We start from the raw sequence: 14,148 nt of genomic DNA, 5'->3' as shown, positions 1-14,148 counted from the left end.
CCAACGGGCATTTGCTGATACAGCAGCACCCCTCTGATAGTCACTGGAGTATACAGATGCATAAAATTTGGCAGATCTTCGATCCGCGCAGAACGCTGGTTGCTTTGTTCGGTTTCCTGATGGTGCTCGGGCTGTTGATCCATTTTATCCTGCTCAGCACGGCAGACTTCAACTGGCTGGGCGATGGCGTTCCTGCCTACACGGGACAGGCCGCAGTCGTGACGCCTGCCTCTCAGATGGCTCCACTGCCGGCTGGCCGTTAGTCGGAAGGCGTTTAGTCCGGTGCACGTGTCCGAGTGATGGCCCTAAAGGGTTCGATAGGACGCGGGTACTCCACTGTGGTCCCCGCCGCGGGGAAGATCGCGGTAACGGCCAAATGGCCAAAACATGACAAGTGAGGGTAATTCCATGGCTGAAGCAAAAAGCATGACCGGTCTGACCGAAGAAGAGGCGAAGGAGTTTCACGGCATCTTCGTGCAGAGCATGACCGGGTTCTTCGGCGTCGTTATCGTCGCCCATATCCTCGCCTGGCTCTGGCGCCCCTGGCTGTAGTCGAGCGCAGTAGACTCGCGATGGATTCCGACGGGAGGAGCGCAGCGATCTGCACCGTCCCGCTTTACGTCTTTAGGAGATAAACTCATGCACAAAATTTGGCAGATCTTCGATCCGCGCAGAACGCTGGTTGCTTTGTTCGCATTCCTGATGGTGCTCGGGCTGTTGATTCACTTCATCCTGCTCAGCACGGCCGACTTCAACTGGCTGTCCGACGGCGTGCCCGCCTCCGGTAAGGCTGCCGCTGTGACGCCTGCGGCACAGATGGCTCCCCTGCCTGCCGGCCGTTAGATCAGGCCGCGAGTTGCGATCTCGGGCGGGCGGCATGCAACGCCGGCCCCGCCCCTGATCGCAGCGTCCGAAGCTCAACGTATGTTTTTCCCCTGCGAAACAATCCTCCTGCGCACGGCCGCACCGATCGAGATCATCGATGTCACGGCAACAGTCCGAACCGCCTTCCAAGAAAGCGGTGTCGTTCAGGGCCAAGTGACCCTATTCTCGCCTCACACGACCGCATTCGTGTGCTTGAACGAAAAAGAGCATATGTTGCAGCGCGACATGCTCGACTTCCTTCACCGCCTCGTTCCCGCCGACTCGGATTTTCGTCACAATCGCGACCCGGTCGACGGTCGCCTCAACGCGCATTCCCACCTTCTTGGACTCTTTATGAACGCCTCGGAGACCATCCCGGTTGCCGATGGACAACTGCTCCTCGGTGGATGGCAATCGATTTTTTTCATTGAATTGGACGGCCCGCGCGACGAGCGTCGGCTTCTGATGCAGATCATCGGAGAGCAATAGCGGATGACGGCAGCCGATCTCGAAGGGTTTTTCGCGGATGCGGATACCCTGGATCCCGACGCCTATCTGCGTCTCGACTATTACATGGAGTGCCGGGGAGACCCGCGCGTTGCAGTCGCACACTTCTGCTCGGAGCAGTCGACCGCCCAGTGGCGCCGGGTCGGCTCGAGCGAGGATTTGCGCGGGGAATTCGGTGCGAAGGTCGTCCATCTCGCCGTCGATGCGACCCTGCCGGACTTCAGCTACGGGCTGAAGGCGCCGGGTGAGGGCAAGATTCATGCGTGTCGTGTCCGCATCGCCCATCCCCATCGTAACTTCGGTCCTCGTATTCCCAACCTCTTGAGTGCGGTCTGCGGCGAAGGCACCTTCTTCTCGCCGGGCGCCCCTGTCGTGAAGTTGCTCGACATTCATTTCCCGGATGCCTATTTGAGCCATTTCGACGGGCCGCGCTACGGTGTCGAAGGTTTCCGTGACCTGCTCGGGGTCTACGACCGCCCGATCTTCTTCGGGGTCATCAAGCCCAATATCGGATTGCCGCCGGAGGATATGGCCGAGCTTGGTCTCCAGGGATGGCTGGGCGGACTGGATGTCGCCAAAGACGACGAGATGCTTTGCGATACCGATTGGTGTAGCCTCGAGCGACGCTCCGCGCTGTTGGGCGCCGCCCGGCGTAGCGCGGAGGCGCAGACGGGCACGCCGAAGGTCTACCTGGCCAACGTGACCGACGAGGTGGATCGGTTGAGCGATCTGCACGACGTGGCCGTCGGCAACGGTGCCAATGCCCTACTCGTGAACGCTCTTCCGGTGGGCTTGAGTGCCGTTCGGATGCTGGCGCACCACACCCGAGTGCCCTTGGTGGCGCATTTCCCGATGCTCGCGGCGCTGAGTCGGTTGGAGCATTTCGGCATCAGCTCGCTGGTCATGACCAAGCTGCAGCGACTTGCCGGATTCGATGTCGTCATCATGCCGGGCTTCGGCGGGCGAATGTTCATGTCGGATGCGGAGGTGTGTCGCAACGCCGCGGCCTGCCTCGAGCCGATGGGCGCTCTGCGCCCGAGTCTGCCGGTGCCCGGCGGAAGCGATTGGGCCGGGACGCTGAAGCGGGTTCACGACACGCTCGGAACGCGTGATTTCGGCTTCGTGCCGGGACGCGGGGTCTTCGGGCACCCGATGGGGCCGCGCGGCGGTGCCGCGAGCATTCGTCAGGCGTGGGACGCCATCGCTGCCGGCATCCCGATCGAGGATCACGCCCGGCATCATGCCGAGCTGCGTGCCGCGATCGACACCTTCGGTTGCAGTGCCTGAGCCGCATGACGGCGACGTCCCGATGAGATGTTTCGTTGGAGGTCATCCTTGAGTGCCCGAATCGTACCGCCGCTTGCAGCCGAAGCTCTGGAGCGCGCAGCGCAGCGCGACGCCTGCGAGCAGGTGATCTTGGTCGACGACCGTGACCGCACCCTCGGGTGTGCCGGCAAGATCGATGCGCATCGTGACGGTCAACTGCACCGTGCCTTCTCGATCCTGGTCTTCGATGCGGCCGACCGGCTCCTGCTGCAGCGACGCGCCGATGCCAAGTATCACTTCGCGACGCGTTGGTCCAATACCTGTTGCGGTCATCCCAGGCCGGACGAGCCGACGACGCAGGCCGCAGGCCGTCGCCTGAAGGAAGAGTTCGGAATCCGCGTGCCGCTCGTGGAGCGCACCCAGCTCGTCTACCGTGCCGAGGACCAAGCATCGGGTCTGATCGAGCATGAGTATCTCCATGTCTTCTTCGGCGTTTACGCCGGGGATCCGCGGCCTGATCCATCCGAGATCGGTGCCTGGCGATGGATGTCCGTCCCGGCCATCCATCGCGCTCTGGCGCGTCGCCCCGAGTGGTTTACGCCCTGGTTCGGCCTGCTGATGAAACGTCTGTTTCCGCGCTGAATCGGCTGCCGACGGGTCGGTTCGCCGAATGAGACGCTCGAACAGACGAGCTTGACCGAGACCGGCCTGGTGATCGGCCGAGCGAGCCCCAACCCTTCCCCGGATCGCGGCAACCTACCATCGGTTGCACCGGAATGCGATCGGCTTCCGGTGCACGACCGACCGCCGTGAATCGCTGCACACCCCGCAGACGTTTCGCCCGCCCGCCGAGCGTGCGTATCATGTCGATCGCCTTCCCGAGCTTTCCCGATATCAGCCATGGCCCCCGAACAACCGCTCGACGCCCCTTCGCGGACGACACCCGAAACCCATCAGCGCGGACACGATAAGGTTTCGCGTATCCCGATCAAGATCGAACCCGCGACCGAGATCCTCCGCAAGCCCGCGTGGATCCGGGCCAAGGCGCCTGTCGGAGCGGGCGTCAACCGGATCAAGAGTCTGTTGCGCAAAGGCAAACTGGCGAGCGTCTGTGAAGAGGCGATGTGCCCGAATCTGGGCGAGTGCTTCAATCACGGCACCGCGACCTTCATGATCCTGGGCGACATCTGCACGCGGCGCTGCCCCTTCTGCGACGTCGCGCACGGGCGTCCGCAGCCTGTCGATCCGGACGAGCCGCGACATCTGGCCGAGTCGATTGCGGCCATGGGTCTTCGCTATGTGGTGATCACATCGGTGGACCGCGACGATCTTCGCGACGGCGGAGCCGCGCATTTCGCGGCCTGCCTGGCCGCGGTTCGCGAGTGCAGTCCGACGATCAAGCTCGAGGTCCTAGTGCCCGATTTCCGCGGCCGTGAGGGGCTCGCGCTCGCGCAATTCGTGGGAGCCGGGGTGCCGGACGTCTTCAACCATAATCTCGAGACGGTTCCGCGGCTCTATCGAGAGGCGCGCCCGGGGGCGGACTATGCGGGCTCGTTGCAGTTGCTCGCCGCCTTCAAGGCGGTTCATCCCGGCGTGCCGACCAAGTCGGGGTTGATGCTCGGACTCGGGGAGACGCGCGAGGAGGTCGAGGAGACCCTGCGTGATCTGCGCACGCACGGTTGCGACATGCTCACCTTGGGTCAGTATCTTCAGCCCAGTCGCGATCACCTGCCCGTGAAGCGCTATTGGACCCCGGACGAGTTCGAAGACCTCGGGCGCTTCGCCGAGTCGATCGGGTTCTCCAACGTCGCGAGCGCTCCCATGGTGCGCTCCTCTTACCACGCCGATCGTCAGGCGAGCGAGATCTTCGACGGCTTGGAGTCGGAGCAGGTCTGACGGCTGGCCGCCGAGAACCCGGGATGGATGGCGCGCCGGCACCGGCGCGCCGAGTGCCGTTGTGCCGAGCCGTGCGAGGCAAAACCAACCGTCGGCGCAAGTTGTGCTTCCTATCGTCAGCACAACTGACTACGGGCATAGTAGTTCCGGAATCCCTTTAGTCTTCCGTCGGCAGATGGTCGCTGTAACGTTCCATCAGATAACAGAGACAATCCTGTCGGATGACGACCTGGTTGCTCGTCAGCATCGAGGGCATGACGGGTTGTCGTAGCCGCAGCTCTTGGTCTTCGACGTGGAAGTAGCGCTCGCCGACATCCCTTCCGTGCTCGTCGCGCACGTCCAGACCGATCCCCAAGCCCGGAGCGATGCGACCGAAGGCCATGCCTCGGGGCAGCTCGCAGAAGTTGAGATGTTCCAAGGCCGGATTGAGCTGAAGGTCGGCCTCTTCCGGAGAGAATCCGAACCCCACATCCTCGCGGACCTTCACCTGAGCAACCGTGTGGAAGAGATCGATATCTTGCGGCGCGACCGGATGGGGCGAGATGCGTGCGAGATGCAGCGCGGCCTCGATGAAGCTGCGGGCATGCTCGATCCCCTGCTGCTCTCCCACCTTGCCGCATTCCACCGTGACGGACGGGCACAGCTTGGCCATGGCGAGCGACTGCACGCCGGTCGGTCGGGTGAAATAGACGACGATGCGTCCGAACAGATTGGCGAGGTTCAGAAACCGGTTGTCGATCCGTTTCACGCAGGCGTAATGCGGATTCGAGCCCGTGTTGTTGTGGATGTCCAGGCTGGCGAAGAGTCCGCGTTCGGCCATGATGCGCACGACTTCCGCCATCAGGTCGTGCTCGGGGGTGTGCGCGCGATCGGTGCCGGGCCAGACTCGGTTGTAGTCCGGTTGTCCGGGCAGACGGCGCACCCCTGATGCCGCCGCGCTCACGTTGCCGATGAAGATGCTGAGCGCCCGCGGTAGGCGCAGCTCGCCGAAGCGTTCGAGCCGTTCGCGCAGCAAAGCGCGGATCGCCTCCCACCCGACCGTCTCGTTGCCGTGCATGAGCACCGACACGAAGAGCGCGGGCTCGCGAGCGCCGGGCAGATGGATCAATGTCGGCGCGCCGAGCAGCCGATCCAGCTCATGGCTTTCGGCCTCGAGGAGGCCTTCCGGAAGATCATCGAGCTCTTGCAGCATGGCGTCTTGATCGTCGATTCGGGAGTGGGTTGAAAGGTCGCTCGGTATGCGGTCGAGCCTGTCGTGATTCGTTGGAGGGATCCGTGGGTTCGGCACGATCCGATCAGCCGAGCAAGGCCCACTCGTGTACCGGCCGCCCCGTGTCTTGCTGTTCCAGGTAGGCGGCGGTCAGGCCGGCCATGTCGGGGCCATGACGGGCGACCCAGGCGCGTTGCCAACCGGCGCCGGTTCGGCGCGTTTCGAGCCGTCGCTCGACGATGCCGAGCCAATGTGCGATCTCCGTCGGGTCGATGCCCGCAGCCAGCAGCCCGCGCCGCGCTCGGGGCAAGAGATCCTCTCGGAGGATGCGTGTGACCGGAAGCATCGCGCCGTCGAGCCACTGAATCCGGGCATCCAGTCCTTCGCGTGCACAGGCATAAAAGGCCGCGCGGGTGTGCAGGAAGGGGATCCGCGATTCCGGTGGCTCGGGTTGATCGGCTAGATCGCGCACGGCACCGAGATACAAGGCCGCATTGGCGATCATGTCCGACACCGTCGGGCCGGCCGGAACGACACGGTGCTCGATGCGCAGATGCGGTCGCCGTGCCGCATCGAAGCCGATCAGCGGGCGGTTCCAACGCCAAATGGTACCATTGTGAAGACACAGATGGGCCAACGCCTGCGGCTCCTCCTCCATGAGGTGCGGGAGCAGGACCGGATAGCGCTCCAGGTTCGCGCGAAAGGTCTCCATGATGGAACGCTCGGCAAACCGGAAACCGAAGCTCACGCGTTCCTGCAGGATGGGGCCGCCCGGGGAGACCGCCTGCTCGAACAGCGGGATCCGGGTCTCGTCCCAGAGGTCGTGTCCGAAGAGATAAGGCGAGTTGGCCGAGATGGCGACCATGGGGCCGCTGATGATCTTCGATGCGTTGTAGACGCGCGCCGCTTCCTTCGGGGTCACCTTGAGGTGGATCTGAAACGAGGTCGCGGCGGCCTCCAACATGACATCGTGCCACTCCAGCGCGAGATGGTCGCGTCCCGCGATCTCGAGCCTCAGGGGGCGGTCGTGCCGCAGGGCGAAGATTTGGTCGTTCAGCGCTCGGTAACGCTGTCGCGGTGTCATCGCGCCGAGGCTCAGATGCTGCGGGCGCACGGTCGGTAGGATGCCGATCGTCAAGAGACGCGTCCCCAGTGTCTGAGCCATGCGGTCGCATCGTTGCAGCGTCGCGGTCAGCTCGGTCGCGAGTCGAGACAGACAGTCGCCCGTCAGCGGCATCGGGGAGCCGTTGATCTCCGCGTTGAACGTCGCGAGCTCCGCGACCACCAAGGGGTCATTCAGACCCGCAAGCAGCGATTCGACCTCGGGTGCCGGATCCAGGCGAGGATCCACGAGCCAAGCCTCCAGCTCGAATCCGGCGGTCGGCTCGGAGACCTCGAACCGATCGGAGTCGAGCCAGTCCTCCAAGAGCGCCGTCTCCTCGTGCAGCCGATTGGCGAATTCGACGAAGTCCTGCTCGGTGAAATGCGCCCCCGCAATCTCTTGGCCCATCCCTTGTCCCCCGTGACGGTTGACTTAGGTTTCATTATGGTCCGCTCGCGGGCCGTTCGATAGGCGATGCGGGGTGCGATCACTCCCGCAGGAGCCGATCCAGCTCGGCGAGTCGCTCCGGCGTGCCGATGTCGAGCCAGTGTCCGCGGTGATGCGCTCCGCCGACCCGGCCCCGCGCCATTGCGTCTCGAAGCAGCGGTGCCAGCGCAAAGGCCCCCGGGCGACACCCTGCGAACAGGCTCGGGCTGTAGACGCCGACTCCGCTGAAGGTCAGACGGCTACGTCCTTCGGCGTGGCCTCCCTCGGCGTGGACCCGGCCGCCCGTCAAGGCGAAATCGCCGCTCGGGTGGTGCGGCGGGTTGTCGACCAACACCAGGTGAGCGAGGTCGCTCCCCGAGAGGTGCAGGCCGATCGGATCGATATCGGACCAGATGTCGCCGTTGATCACGAGGAAGGGGTCCGGACCAAGAAGCGGTAGGGCTTTGAAGATGCCGCCGCCGGTCTCCAGGGCCGTTTGCTCGGGGGAATAGCGGATGCGGACGCCGAATCGACTGCCGTCACCCAGTGCCGCCTCGATCTGTTCGCCGAGATGGGCGTGGTTGATCACGATGTCCCGGATGTCGGCCGCGGCCAGACGTTCCAGATGATATTGAATCAATGGGCGACCGCCGGCTTCGAGCAGGGGCTTGGGGACACGATCGGTCAGGGGGCGCATTCGATTGCCGCGGCCGGCGGCGAGGATCATCGCCTTCATAAGAGCGGGCAGACTGTTGTGGGGGTGTCTCCAAGATACACCAGAAGATCCATCAGCCGGCGTCGCCGGGGTCGTCGACTCGATCGGGATCCTGCGGCTCGAACGCAGCGGACGGCCGGTTTGGACGCCCGCCGTTGCCGTGGTAGCCTTTTCGCGCCCTGTCGGCCAACGAGGTGAGCGAGCGTCTTCGTCGTGTTCAAGATTATCTCCTTCAATATCAACGGAATTCGTGCGCGACCCCATCAGCTCGAAGCGATCAAGGCTGCCCATGATCCGGATGTCCTTGGCCTGCAGGAGTGCAAGGTCGCCGACGACTCCTTTCCGGTCGATCTGGTGCGGCGGCTTGGGTTTGCGACGCACTTCCACGGCCAGAAGTCGCACTATGGTGTCGCGCTCTTGAGCAAGGTCGAGCCGCTTGCAGTCATTAAAGGCTTTCCGGGGGACGCCGAGGACGCTCAGCGTCGCGCCATCATCGGCCGCTATCCCTTACCCGGCGGGGGCGAGATCACGGTCATCAACGGCTACTTTCCGCAGGGCGAGAGCCGTGACCACCCGATCAAGTTCCCGAACAAGCGCAAGTTCTATGCGGATCTCACGGCCTATCTTCGCGACTTCTGCACGCCCGATCAGAACCTCGTCGTGCTGGGCGATATGAATGTCGCGCCGCTCGACCTGGATATCGGCATCGGGGCGGACAACGCCAAGCGCTGGCTGCGCACCGGCAAATGCAGTTTTCTCCCGGAGGAGCGCGAATGGCTCGAGACCTTGACCGATTGGGGTCTGGTCGACGCCTATCGCGCGGTGCACCCCGAGGTCGACGACCGCTTCAGCTGGTTTGATTATCGCTCGCGCGGCTTCGAGCGTGACCCCAAGCACGGGCTGCGGATCGATCATCTATTGGTGACCACGCCCCTGCGCGAGCGTCTGCTGGACGCCGATATCGACTATGCCATTCGCGGGATGGAGAAGCCCTCGGACCATTGTCCGGTCTGGGCGCGATTCGATCTCTGAGTCCGCCTTCGAGGTCGAACGGCGATTCGCATCCGGGCAAGCATCTTTACTCAATCAACACGGCGATCCTGATGCCTCACATCATGTCCCGAAAACCTGCTTCGGCAAGAGCACTCACGCGATGACGGCGCATCAGCCGATCGGCGTCTTCGACTCGGGTGTCGGCGGTCTATCGGTCCTGCGCGAGATCCGTCGCGCGCTGCCGCACGAAGATCTGCTCTATGTCGCCGACTCGGCCTATGCGCCTTACGGCGATCAGTCGGCCGATGCGATCGAGCTGCGCGCCGTTGCGGTCACCGAGCAGCTGATCGCTCGCGGGGCGAAGGCGATCGTCGTGGCCTGCAATACGGCGACCGGTGCCGCGGCCCGGGTGCTCCGGACCCGGTATTCGGTGCCGGTGATCGCCATGGAGCCTGCCGTGAAGCCGGCCATCGACCGGACCCGCTCGGGCGTGATCGGTGTTCTGGCCACGCGACAGACCCTGGCGAGCCACACCTTCAAGCAGCTGCTCGCGCGCATGGGGGAGGGGCCGGAGATTCTCCTCCAGGCGTGTCCGGGTCTGGTCGAGCGGGTCGAGGCCGGGGACCTGGAGGGCGAAGGCACGCGAGCCCTGTTGGCGGCCTACGTCGAGCCGCTCTTGGCGCAGGGTGCCGATACCCTGGTCCTGGGCTGCACCCATTATCCGCACCTTGGTAGGCTGATCGCGGAGATTGCAGGATCCCGGACGACCGTGTTGGACTCCGGGGCTGCCGTTGCGCGGCAGGTTCATCGCCGTCTGGCCGAGGTTGGTCTGCTCGCACCGCCCGGCCGCGTGGGAACCGAGCGTTTCTGGACGAGCGGCGAGCCGGGCACGGTCGCTGCGGTGATGGAACGGCTCTGGGGCGCACCGCTGGAGCTCTATCCCTTGACCCGGGAGGCGGCGACACCGCTTTTCGGAGAGGGTGAGGCCCTCGTCGTTCAAGGCGCCGGGTGCAGCCGATGATGTCCCTCGGCTTGCAACCTCGTTGCGGAGACATCATGCGTGGAAAAATGAGAGTCCGAATCGCCGCGATCGTCACCCTTCTCCTCGCTGCGTTTGCTTCGCCGGGTGTCTTCGCCGACGAGCCGTGCCTCAAGATGGTGTTCGGGCGTTATTGTTTGGGCGGAGACGTCGGGCCGCTGTTGCAGGCCGTTCCGCCTCCGCTCGTGCGCCAGGAGCAGGATGCGAGTCTGGCCTTGGTGTTCGTCGATGGCCCGGACCGCCTCTATGTGCTCGCCTTCAACCGCCAGATCTACAAGGTCGTGCGTGCCTTCGGCGTCTCCACACAACTGCGCTACGAGGAGACCTATGCCGCCTTGCGCGACATCTACGGTCCCGGCGAAGACCGCAGCCGCTTCTCCCCCGATGCGACCACGCCCGGGCGCCGTCTGGTCGCGATCCGTCGCGGTGAGGGGGTCGCCATGCATGTCTGGACGCCGTCGCCGACCTGGCGCATCGAGCTGTCCTGGACGCGCGAGATGGGCCTCGCGCTCGCTTACGTCGCCACCGAGATCAACGCCGCACGCGCCGCGCAGATCGACCGGGGCCTCTGAGCCCGGACCCGGTCGTTTCAGTCACGGCTGTCGGGTCACCGATCCGTCGGCCGCCCGACCAGCGCGAGTCCGCCGTCGTCCAATCCGGCAAGCACGATCTTGACGAGCTGGTTGCCGTCGATCGCGGTCTCGTGCGTCGCGACCTGTACCGGCAGATAGTTGGGGCTGTAGCCGAATCGCGTCTCCCGGCGCTCGCCGTCGGGGTTGCCCTCGCAGAGGATCTCGACTGACTTGCCCATCTGCTCGCGCAGGACCGCCGTGCGCATGCGCAGCGCGAGGTCCTTCAGAGCGATCAAGCGCCGATGCTTGATCCGGCTATCGACCTGGCCCGGCATCTCGGCCGCTCGGGTTCCTGCCCGAGGCGAGTAGGCAAAGGCATGGATGTGGCCGAATCGCATCGACCCGGCGAAGGCGAGCGTCTCGTCCCAGTCCTCCTCGCTCTCGCCGGGGAAGCCGACGATGATGTCGGTCGTGATGTTGAGGTCCGGCACGCGCGCGCGACCCTGCTCGACCAGGCGCGCGAACTCGGCCGTCTTGCAGCGCCGCGCCATGCGTCGCAGGACGCTGTCCGAGCCGCTTTGCAGCGGCAGGTGCAGATGCGGCATCAGGCGCGGATCCTCGAAACATCGCCAGAACGCATCGCCGAGATCCCAAGGTTCCAACGAGCCGATGCGTAGACGCGGGATCCCGGTCTCGCCGAGGATGCGCGCGATCAGGTCCGATAGCGTGCTGTCCGAGTCGCTGCCGTATCCGCCGAGATGCACGCCGGTCAGGACCACCTCGCGGATGCCCTGCTCGACCAGTCGTTCGATTGCGCCGATGATCTCGGCAGGGGTCCGGCTGCGCTCGGCACCTCGCGCGACGGTGGTGATGCAGAAGGTGCAGCTGTAGCGACAGCCGTCTTGGATCTTGATGAAGGCACGCTGACGTCCCCGCGCGAAGAGTGCTCCGGCGGCATCGTTTGCAGCCGTCTCGGGCATGGCCGGAAGGCTCAGGGTGGCGAGCGCGATCTCGACCAAACGGTCCTTGTCGCGATTGGCGACGATTAAATCAACGCCGGACTCTGCCGAGACGGCGCTGTCCCCGAGCGTGGCGAGACAGCCGCTTACGATCAGCCGCGCCCCGGGATTGGCGCGTTGGCTACGCCGCAGGACCCCGCGCGATTTGCGCACCGCCTCCTGTGTGACGGCGCAGGTGTTGACGACGACCAGATCGGCCGGGGCGCTCGCGTCGACCACGCGAAAACCCGCGTCCCGAAAACGCTCGGCCCACTCCTCGGATTCGGCCTCGTTGAGCCGGCAGCCGAGCGTCGTAATATGGACGCGACGACCGAGGCTTACGGCGAGCCCATCTTCATCGGGTCCGATCTCACGCCCCCGGCGCACTCGGCGCCTGCGGCGTCGGCGAGTTCTGGTGGATCAGCAGACGCCAGCCATCGGCCCCTTTCCTGAAGACGTTGGTGCCGTAGATCGCCGGCCCCGGCTGACCCGGCGCCCCACCCTGCATCCGTTCTTCGATCAGGTGGATCGCGGTCTCTCCGGCCTCGATCCAGGCGATGTGCCGCACCTGGATGTCGAAGGCCCCGGCCTGCTCGAAGATGGAGCGCCAAAGCTGCAGAACCTCGCGCCCCATCACCAGCGGCGTCATCGGCAGGAGACAGGCGATGCCCTCCGAGTCCTCCCACACCTGTGTCATGGCCGCGGGGTCGCCCGCCTCCAGCGCATCGTAGAAGGCGTCCTCGGCGTCCTGAGGTGTGTCGAACGGCATTGGCGTGGGTTCCTGATTGATGGGTTGATCGTGGACTGTCGGCGATTGGCCGATCGCTGTCGGGCGACTTCCGGGAATAAACATCCCGGCCGCGCATTCCTGCGATTCGCGTTGGGGCGACTCAAGTGATGCCCGGAAAAGGCACAGCAGGCGTGTAGGTGCGAATTTATTCGCACGCACAGCCCTTCAGGTCTTCCGGGCATGGGCAGTCGGGATGCTTATTCCCGGCGATCACCTTAACTCGCCCCAACCGGAGACCGATCCTTTTTCCGGAAACCACCTTGGCTTACCGCTGATCTCCGCAAGCCCACCGCCTGCATCGGACCTTGCCTCACTCCGGTGCAGCTGCGCTCGGGCCTGATTCCGTGTTCCGTTCGGGCACCGATGGACTAAACCAAGGCGCCGATCGCCGCAGATCCACTCGCGGGATGCGCAGCTGGATCCGGTCCGAGCTCACCTCGCGAGACATGGCTTCCATGTCCGCGTCCGGCGGCAGGTTGAGACGCTGACTCGCCGACCCGCTCATGACACTGTAGCCCCGGCCATAGCCCGCGCCGAAGCTGTCGTCACGATACTCTTCGGCCCTTGTCCGGTAGGCAATCCTCAATCCGCGCCCTCTTGAACTGATTTGAACCTGCTCGGGATCGATGTTCGCAAGTCTGATCTCGACGAGGTAGGCGTCGGGAGTCGCCCGTCGCGAAATCGACAGATGTCTACCCCGCTGGCTCCAGGTCGCGGGCTGCGCGGGAGGCGCATCCGATCGTTCGGCGAAGGGGTCGCTCGGCGGTACAGGCAAACCCGGCGGATCCATGAACGGCGGTGGTCCGAAAGACTCCGGCCCGTAGAGCATACCCGGATCCGCGAAGGGGCCGGCGCCACTCCATCCGCCGGACCATGGGACAGCGGGGTAGGCTGGCCCGGCCGGTGGTGGCCCGTAAGGACCCCACGCGAAGGTCGGGGCGGAAACCGCGATGATCAAAACCGCGGCGGTCAGGTGGGCGATACGCATCGGTGACTCCTACATCTGCGGGGATCCGATACATCAAGTATAGGGCGGTCGAGGACATTGGCGCACCCGCCACGTCGGGCGATCCGCCGAATCGACGAGGCCATACGCCAAGAGCCAGAGTCGTGCATCTTCGGCATCCTGCTCGAACCAACGCTGGGTCGAGCCCAGCCGGAAGCTGTAGCCCCAGGAATCCATGTCGGCGAAGAGGCGCTCGCGCCCAAGCGCCGGGATCGCATCCGCCAACAGCACCTGGAGATAGCAAACCGCATTCTCTTCCGGGTCGTCGCCGCCTGCATCCGTATGCAGGCGCGCGCGCCGATCCGGGTCCATGCAGATCCAATGCCCCGCCTCGTGCAGAACCGAGTGCAGAGGAGTCTCGGGTGCGGCATGCAGGACGTCGCGGACCAGGCCGGCTTCCGACTCACCCCAATAAGAGCCGGGAATCGGCTGGCCTGCATCATGAAGGCTGAACTCCAGGCCGAAACGCCCGAGCAAGGACAGGACCTGTGTGATCTGCGCACCCATGGCGCCGAGCGTCTGGACGCGTGGGGGGCTTGCGGGGGGGGCGTGATCGTCCATCATGCTGTCGCTGTTGGCTTTCAGGGTCGGTCGGCGGATCGCGGTCTGCGGTGGGGCGATGAGCGAGAACAAGCATACGGCAGGTTCCTTAGCGAGACGAGGCCTCGCTGAGTACGGCCACCTTCCCTGATGGGTTTTTCCTCTTAAATCGTCAACTTGTATGAGGGAGAGCGGTGGGCCTCCCTCGGGGTGCTTGAACAACA

General features: G+C 64.7%; 17 protein-coding genes. 10 read left to right on the top strand and 7 right to left on the bottom strand.

The genetic code is table 11. The features are described from left to right. Window positions 1–56: 56 nt before the first annotated feature. From pufA (BLV04_RS14055) to lipA, 7 genes are all read left to right on the top strand, one after another. Window positions 57–263, top strand: coding sequence for a light-harvesting antenna LH1, alpha subunit (gene pufA, locus BLV04_RS14055; RefSeq protein WP_093033219.1), 207 nt, complete (start codon window positions 57–59; stop codon window positions 261–263). A 145-nt stretch (window positions 264–408) separates the two neighbouring features. Continuing rightward, window positions 409–552 (top strand): light-harvesting antenna LH1, beta subunit, encoded by a 144-nt coding sequence (gene pufB, locus BLV04_RS14050; RefSeq protein ID WP_093033216.1) that lies wholly within the window; start codon window positions 409–411, stop codon window positions 550–552. An 87-nt stretch (window positions 553–639) separates the two neighbouring features. Beyond that, window positions 640–843, top strand: a complete 204-nt coding sequence (gene pufA / locus BLV04_RS14045; RefSeq protein WP_093033213.1) for a light-harvesting antenna LH1, alpha subunit — start codon at window positions 640–642, stop codon at window positions 841–843. Window positions 844–924: 81 nt separating this feature from the next. Further along, window positions 925–1,353 (top strand): secondary thiamine-phosphate synthase enzyme YjbQ, encoded by a 429-nt coding sequence (locus BLV04_RS14040; RefSeq protein WP_093033210.1) that lies wholly within the window; start codon window positions 925–927, stop codon window positions 1,351–1,353. A 3-nt stretch (window positions 1,354–1,356) separates the two neighbouring features. Then, window positions 1,357–2,658: a RuBisCO large subunit C-terminal-like domain-containing protein gene (locus BLV04_RS14035; RefSeq protein WP_093033207.1), complete on the top strand. Its 1,302-nt coding sequence runs from the start codon at window positions 1,357–1,359 to the stop codon at window positions 2,656–2,658. Window positions 2,659–2,706: 48 nt separating this feature from the next. Beyond that, the gene (idi, locus tag BLV04_RS14030) at window positions 2,707–3,279 is read left to right on the top strand and encodes an isopentenyl-diphosphate Delta-isomerase (RefSeq protein ID WP_093033203.1); all 573 of its coding nucleotides are present in this window, start codon (window positions 2,707–2,709) and stop codon (window positions 3,277–3,279) included. Between the two features lie 258 nt (window positions 3,280–3,537). Next, entirely contained in the window at window positions 3,538–4,533 is a 996-nt protein-coding gene (lipA, locus tag BLV04_RS14025; RefSeq protein ID WP_093033200.1) for a lipoyl synthase, read from the top strand. Window positions 4,534–4,690: 157 nt separating this feature from the next. Here the strand turns inward: lipA and BLV04_RS14020 are convergent, their stop codons facing one another. From BLV04_RS14020 to murU, 3 genes are all read right to left on the bottom strand, one after another. Next, a complete protein-coding gene (locus tag BLV04_RS14020) occupies window positions 4,691–5,725 on the bottom strand; it encodes a M14 family metallopeptidase (protein WP_093033197.1) in 1,035 nt (344 codons plus the stop codon). A 103-nt stretch (window positions 5,726–5,828) separates the two neighbouring features. Then, complete coding sequence (locus tag BLV04_RS14015) at window positions 5,829–7,253, bottom strand: glutamate-cysteine ligase family protein (RefSeq protein WP_093033194.1); 1,425 nt, start codon at window positions 7,251–7,253, stop codon at window positions 5,829–5,831. 79 nt (window positions 7,254–7,332) lie between these two features. Continuing rightward, entirely contained in the window at window positions 7,333–8,007 is a 675-nt protein-coding gene (gene murU / locus BLV04_RS14010) for an N-acetylmuramate alpha-1-phosphate uridylyltransferase MurU (protein ID WP_093033191.1), read from the bottom strand. A 192-nt stretch (window positions 8,008–8,199) separates the two neighbouring features. Between murU and xthA the strand changes: the two genes are divergently transcribed. The 3 genes from xthA to BLV04_RS13995 all read left to right on the top strand — a co-directional run bounded on the left by xthA (window position 8,200) and on the right by BLV04_RS13995 (window position 10,590). Then, window positions 8,200–9,018, top strand: a complete 819-nt coding sequence (gene xthA, locus BLV04_RS14005; protein WP_093033188.1) for an exodeoxyribonuclease III — start codon at window positions 8,200–8,202, stop codon at window positions 9,016–9,018. Between the two features lie 121 nt (window positions 9,019–9,139). Further along, window positions 9,140–10,000: a glutamate racemase gene (gene murI / locus BLV04_RS14000; RefSeq protein WP_093033184.1), complete on the top strand. Its 861-nt coding sequence runs from the start codon at window positions 9,140–9,142 to the stop codon at window positions 9,998–10,000. Between the two features lie 35 nt (window positions 10,001–10,035). Next, the gene (locus BLV04_RS13995; RefSeq protein WP_093033581.1) at window positions 10,036–10,590 is read left to right on the top strand and encodes a hypothetical protein; all 555 of its coding nucleotides are present in this window, start codon (window positions 10,036–10,038) and stop codon (window positions 10,588–10,590) included. 35 nt (window positions 10,591–10,625) lie between these two features. Here the strand turns inward: BLV04_RS13995 and mtaB are convergent, their stop codons facing one another. From mtaB to BLV04_RS13975, 4 genes are all read right to left on the bottom strand, one after another. Beyond that, complete coding sequence (mtaB, locus tag BLV04_RS13990; RefSeq protein ID WP_093033181.1) at window positions 10,626–11,975, bottom strand: tRNA (N(6)-L-threonylcarbamoyladenosine(37)-C(2))-methylthiotransferase MtaB; 1,350 nt, start codon at window positions 11,973–11,975, stop codon at window positions 10,626–10,628. Further along, window positions 11,959–12,357 (bottom strand): YybH family protein, encoded by a 399-nt coding sequence (locus tag BLV04_RS13985; protein WP_093033177.1) that lies wholly within the window; start codon window positions 12,355–12,357, stop codon window positions 11,959–11,961. The genes mtaB and BLV04_RS13985 overlap by 17 nt, the downstream gene beginning before the upstream one ends. 331 nt (window positions 12,358–12,688) lie before the next feature. After that, window positions 12,689–13,366, bottom strand: coding sequence for an Hsp20/alpha crystallin family protein (locus BLV04_RS13980; protein WP_139191937.1), 678 nt, complete (start codon window positions 13,364–13,366; stop codon window positions 12,689–12,691). 33 nt (window positions 13,367–13,399) lie between these two features. Continuing rightward, window positions 13,400–13,891, bottom strand: coding sequence for a hypothetical protein (locus BLV04_RS13975; RefSeq protein WP_093033578.1), 492 nt, complete (start codon window positions 13,889–13,891; stop codon window positions 13,400–13,402). Between the last annotated feature and the right edge of the window lie 257 nt (window positions 13,892–14,148).

Source organism: Thiocapsa roseopersicina (assembly GCF_900106925.1).
Lineage (GTDB): Bacteria > Pseudomonadota > Gammaproteobacteria > Chromatiales > Chromatiaceae > Thiocapsa > Thiocapsa roseopersicina.
Note: the sequence above shows the minus strand (reverse complement) of the source record. Positions and strands in the feature narration are given on the sequence as shown.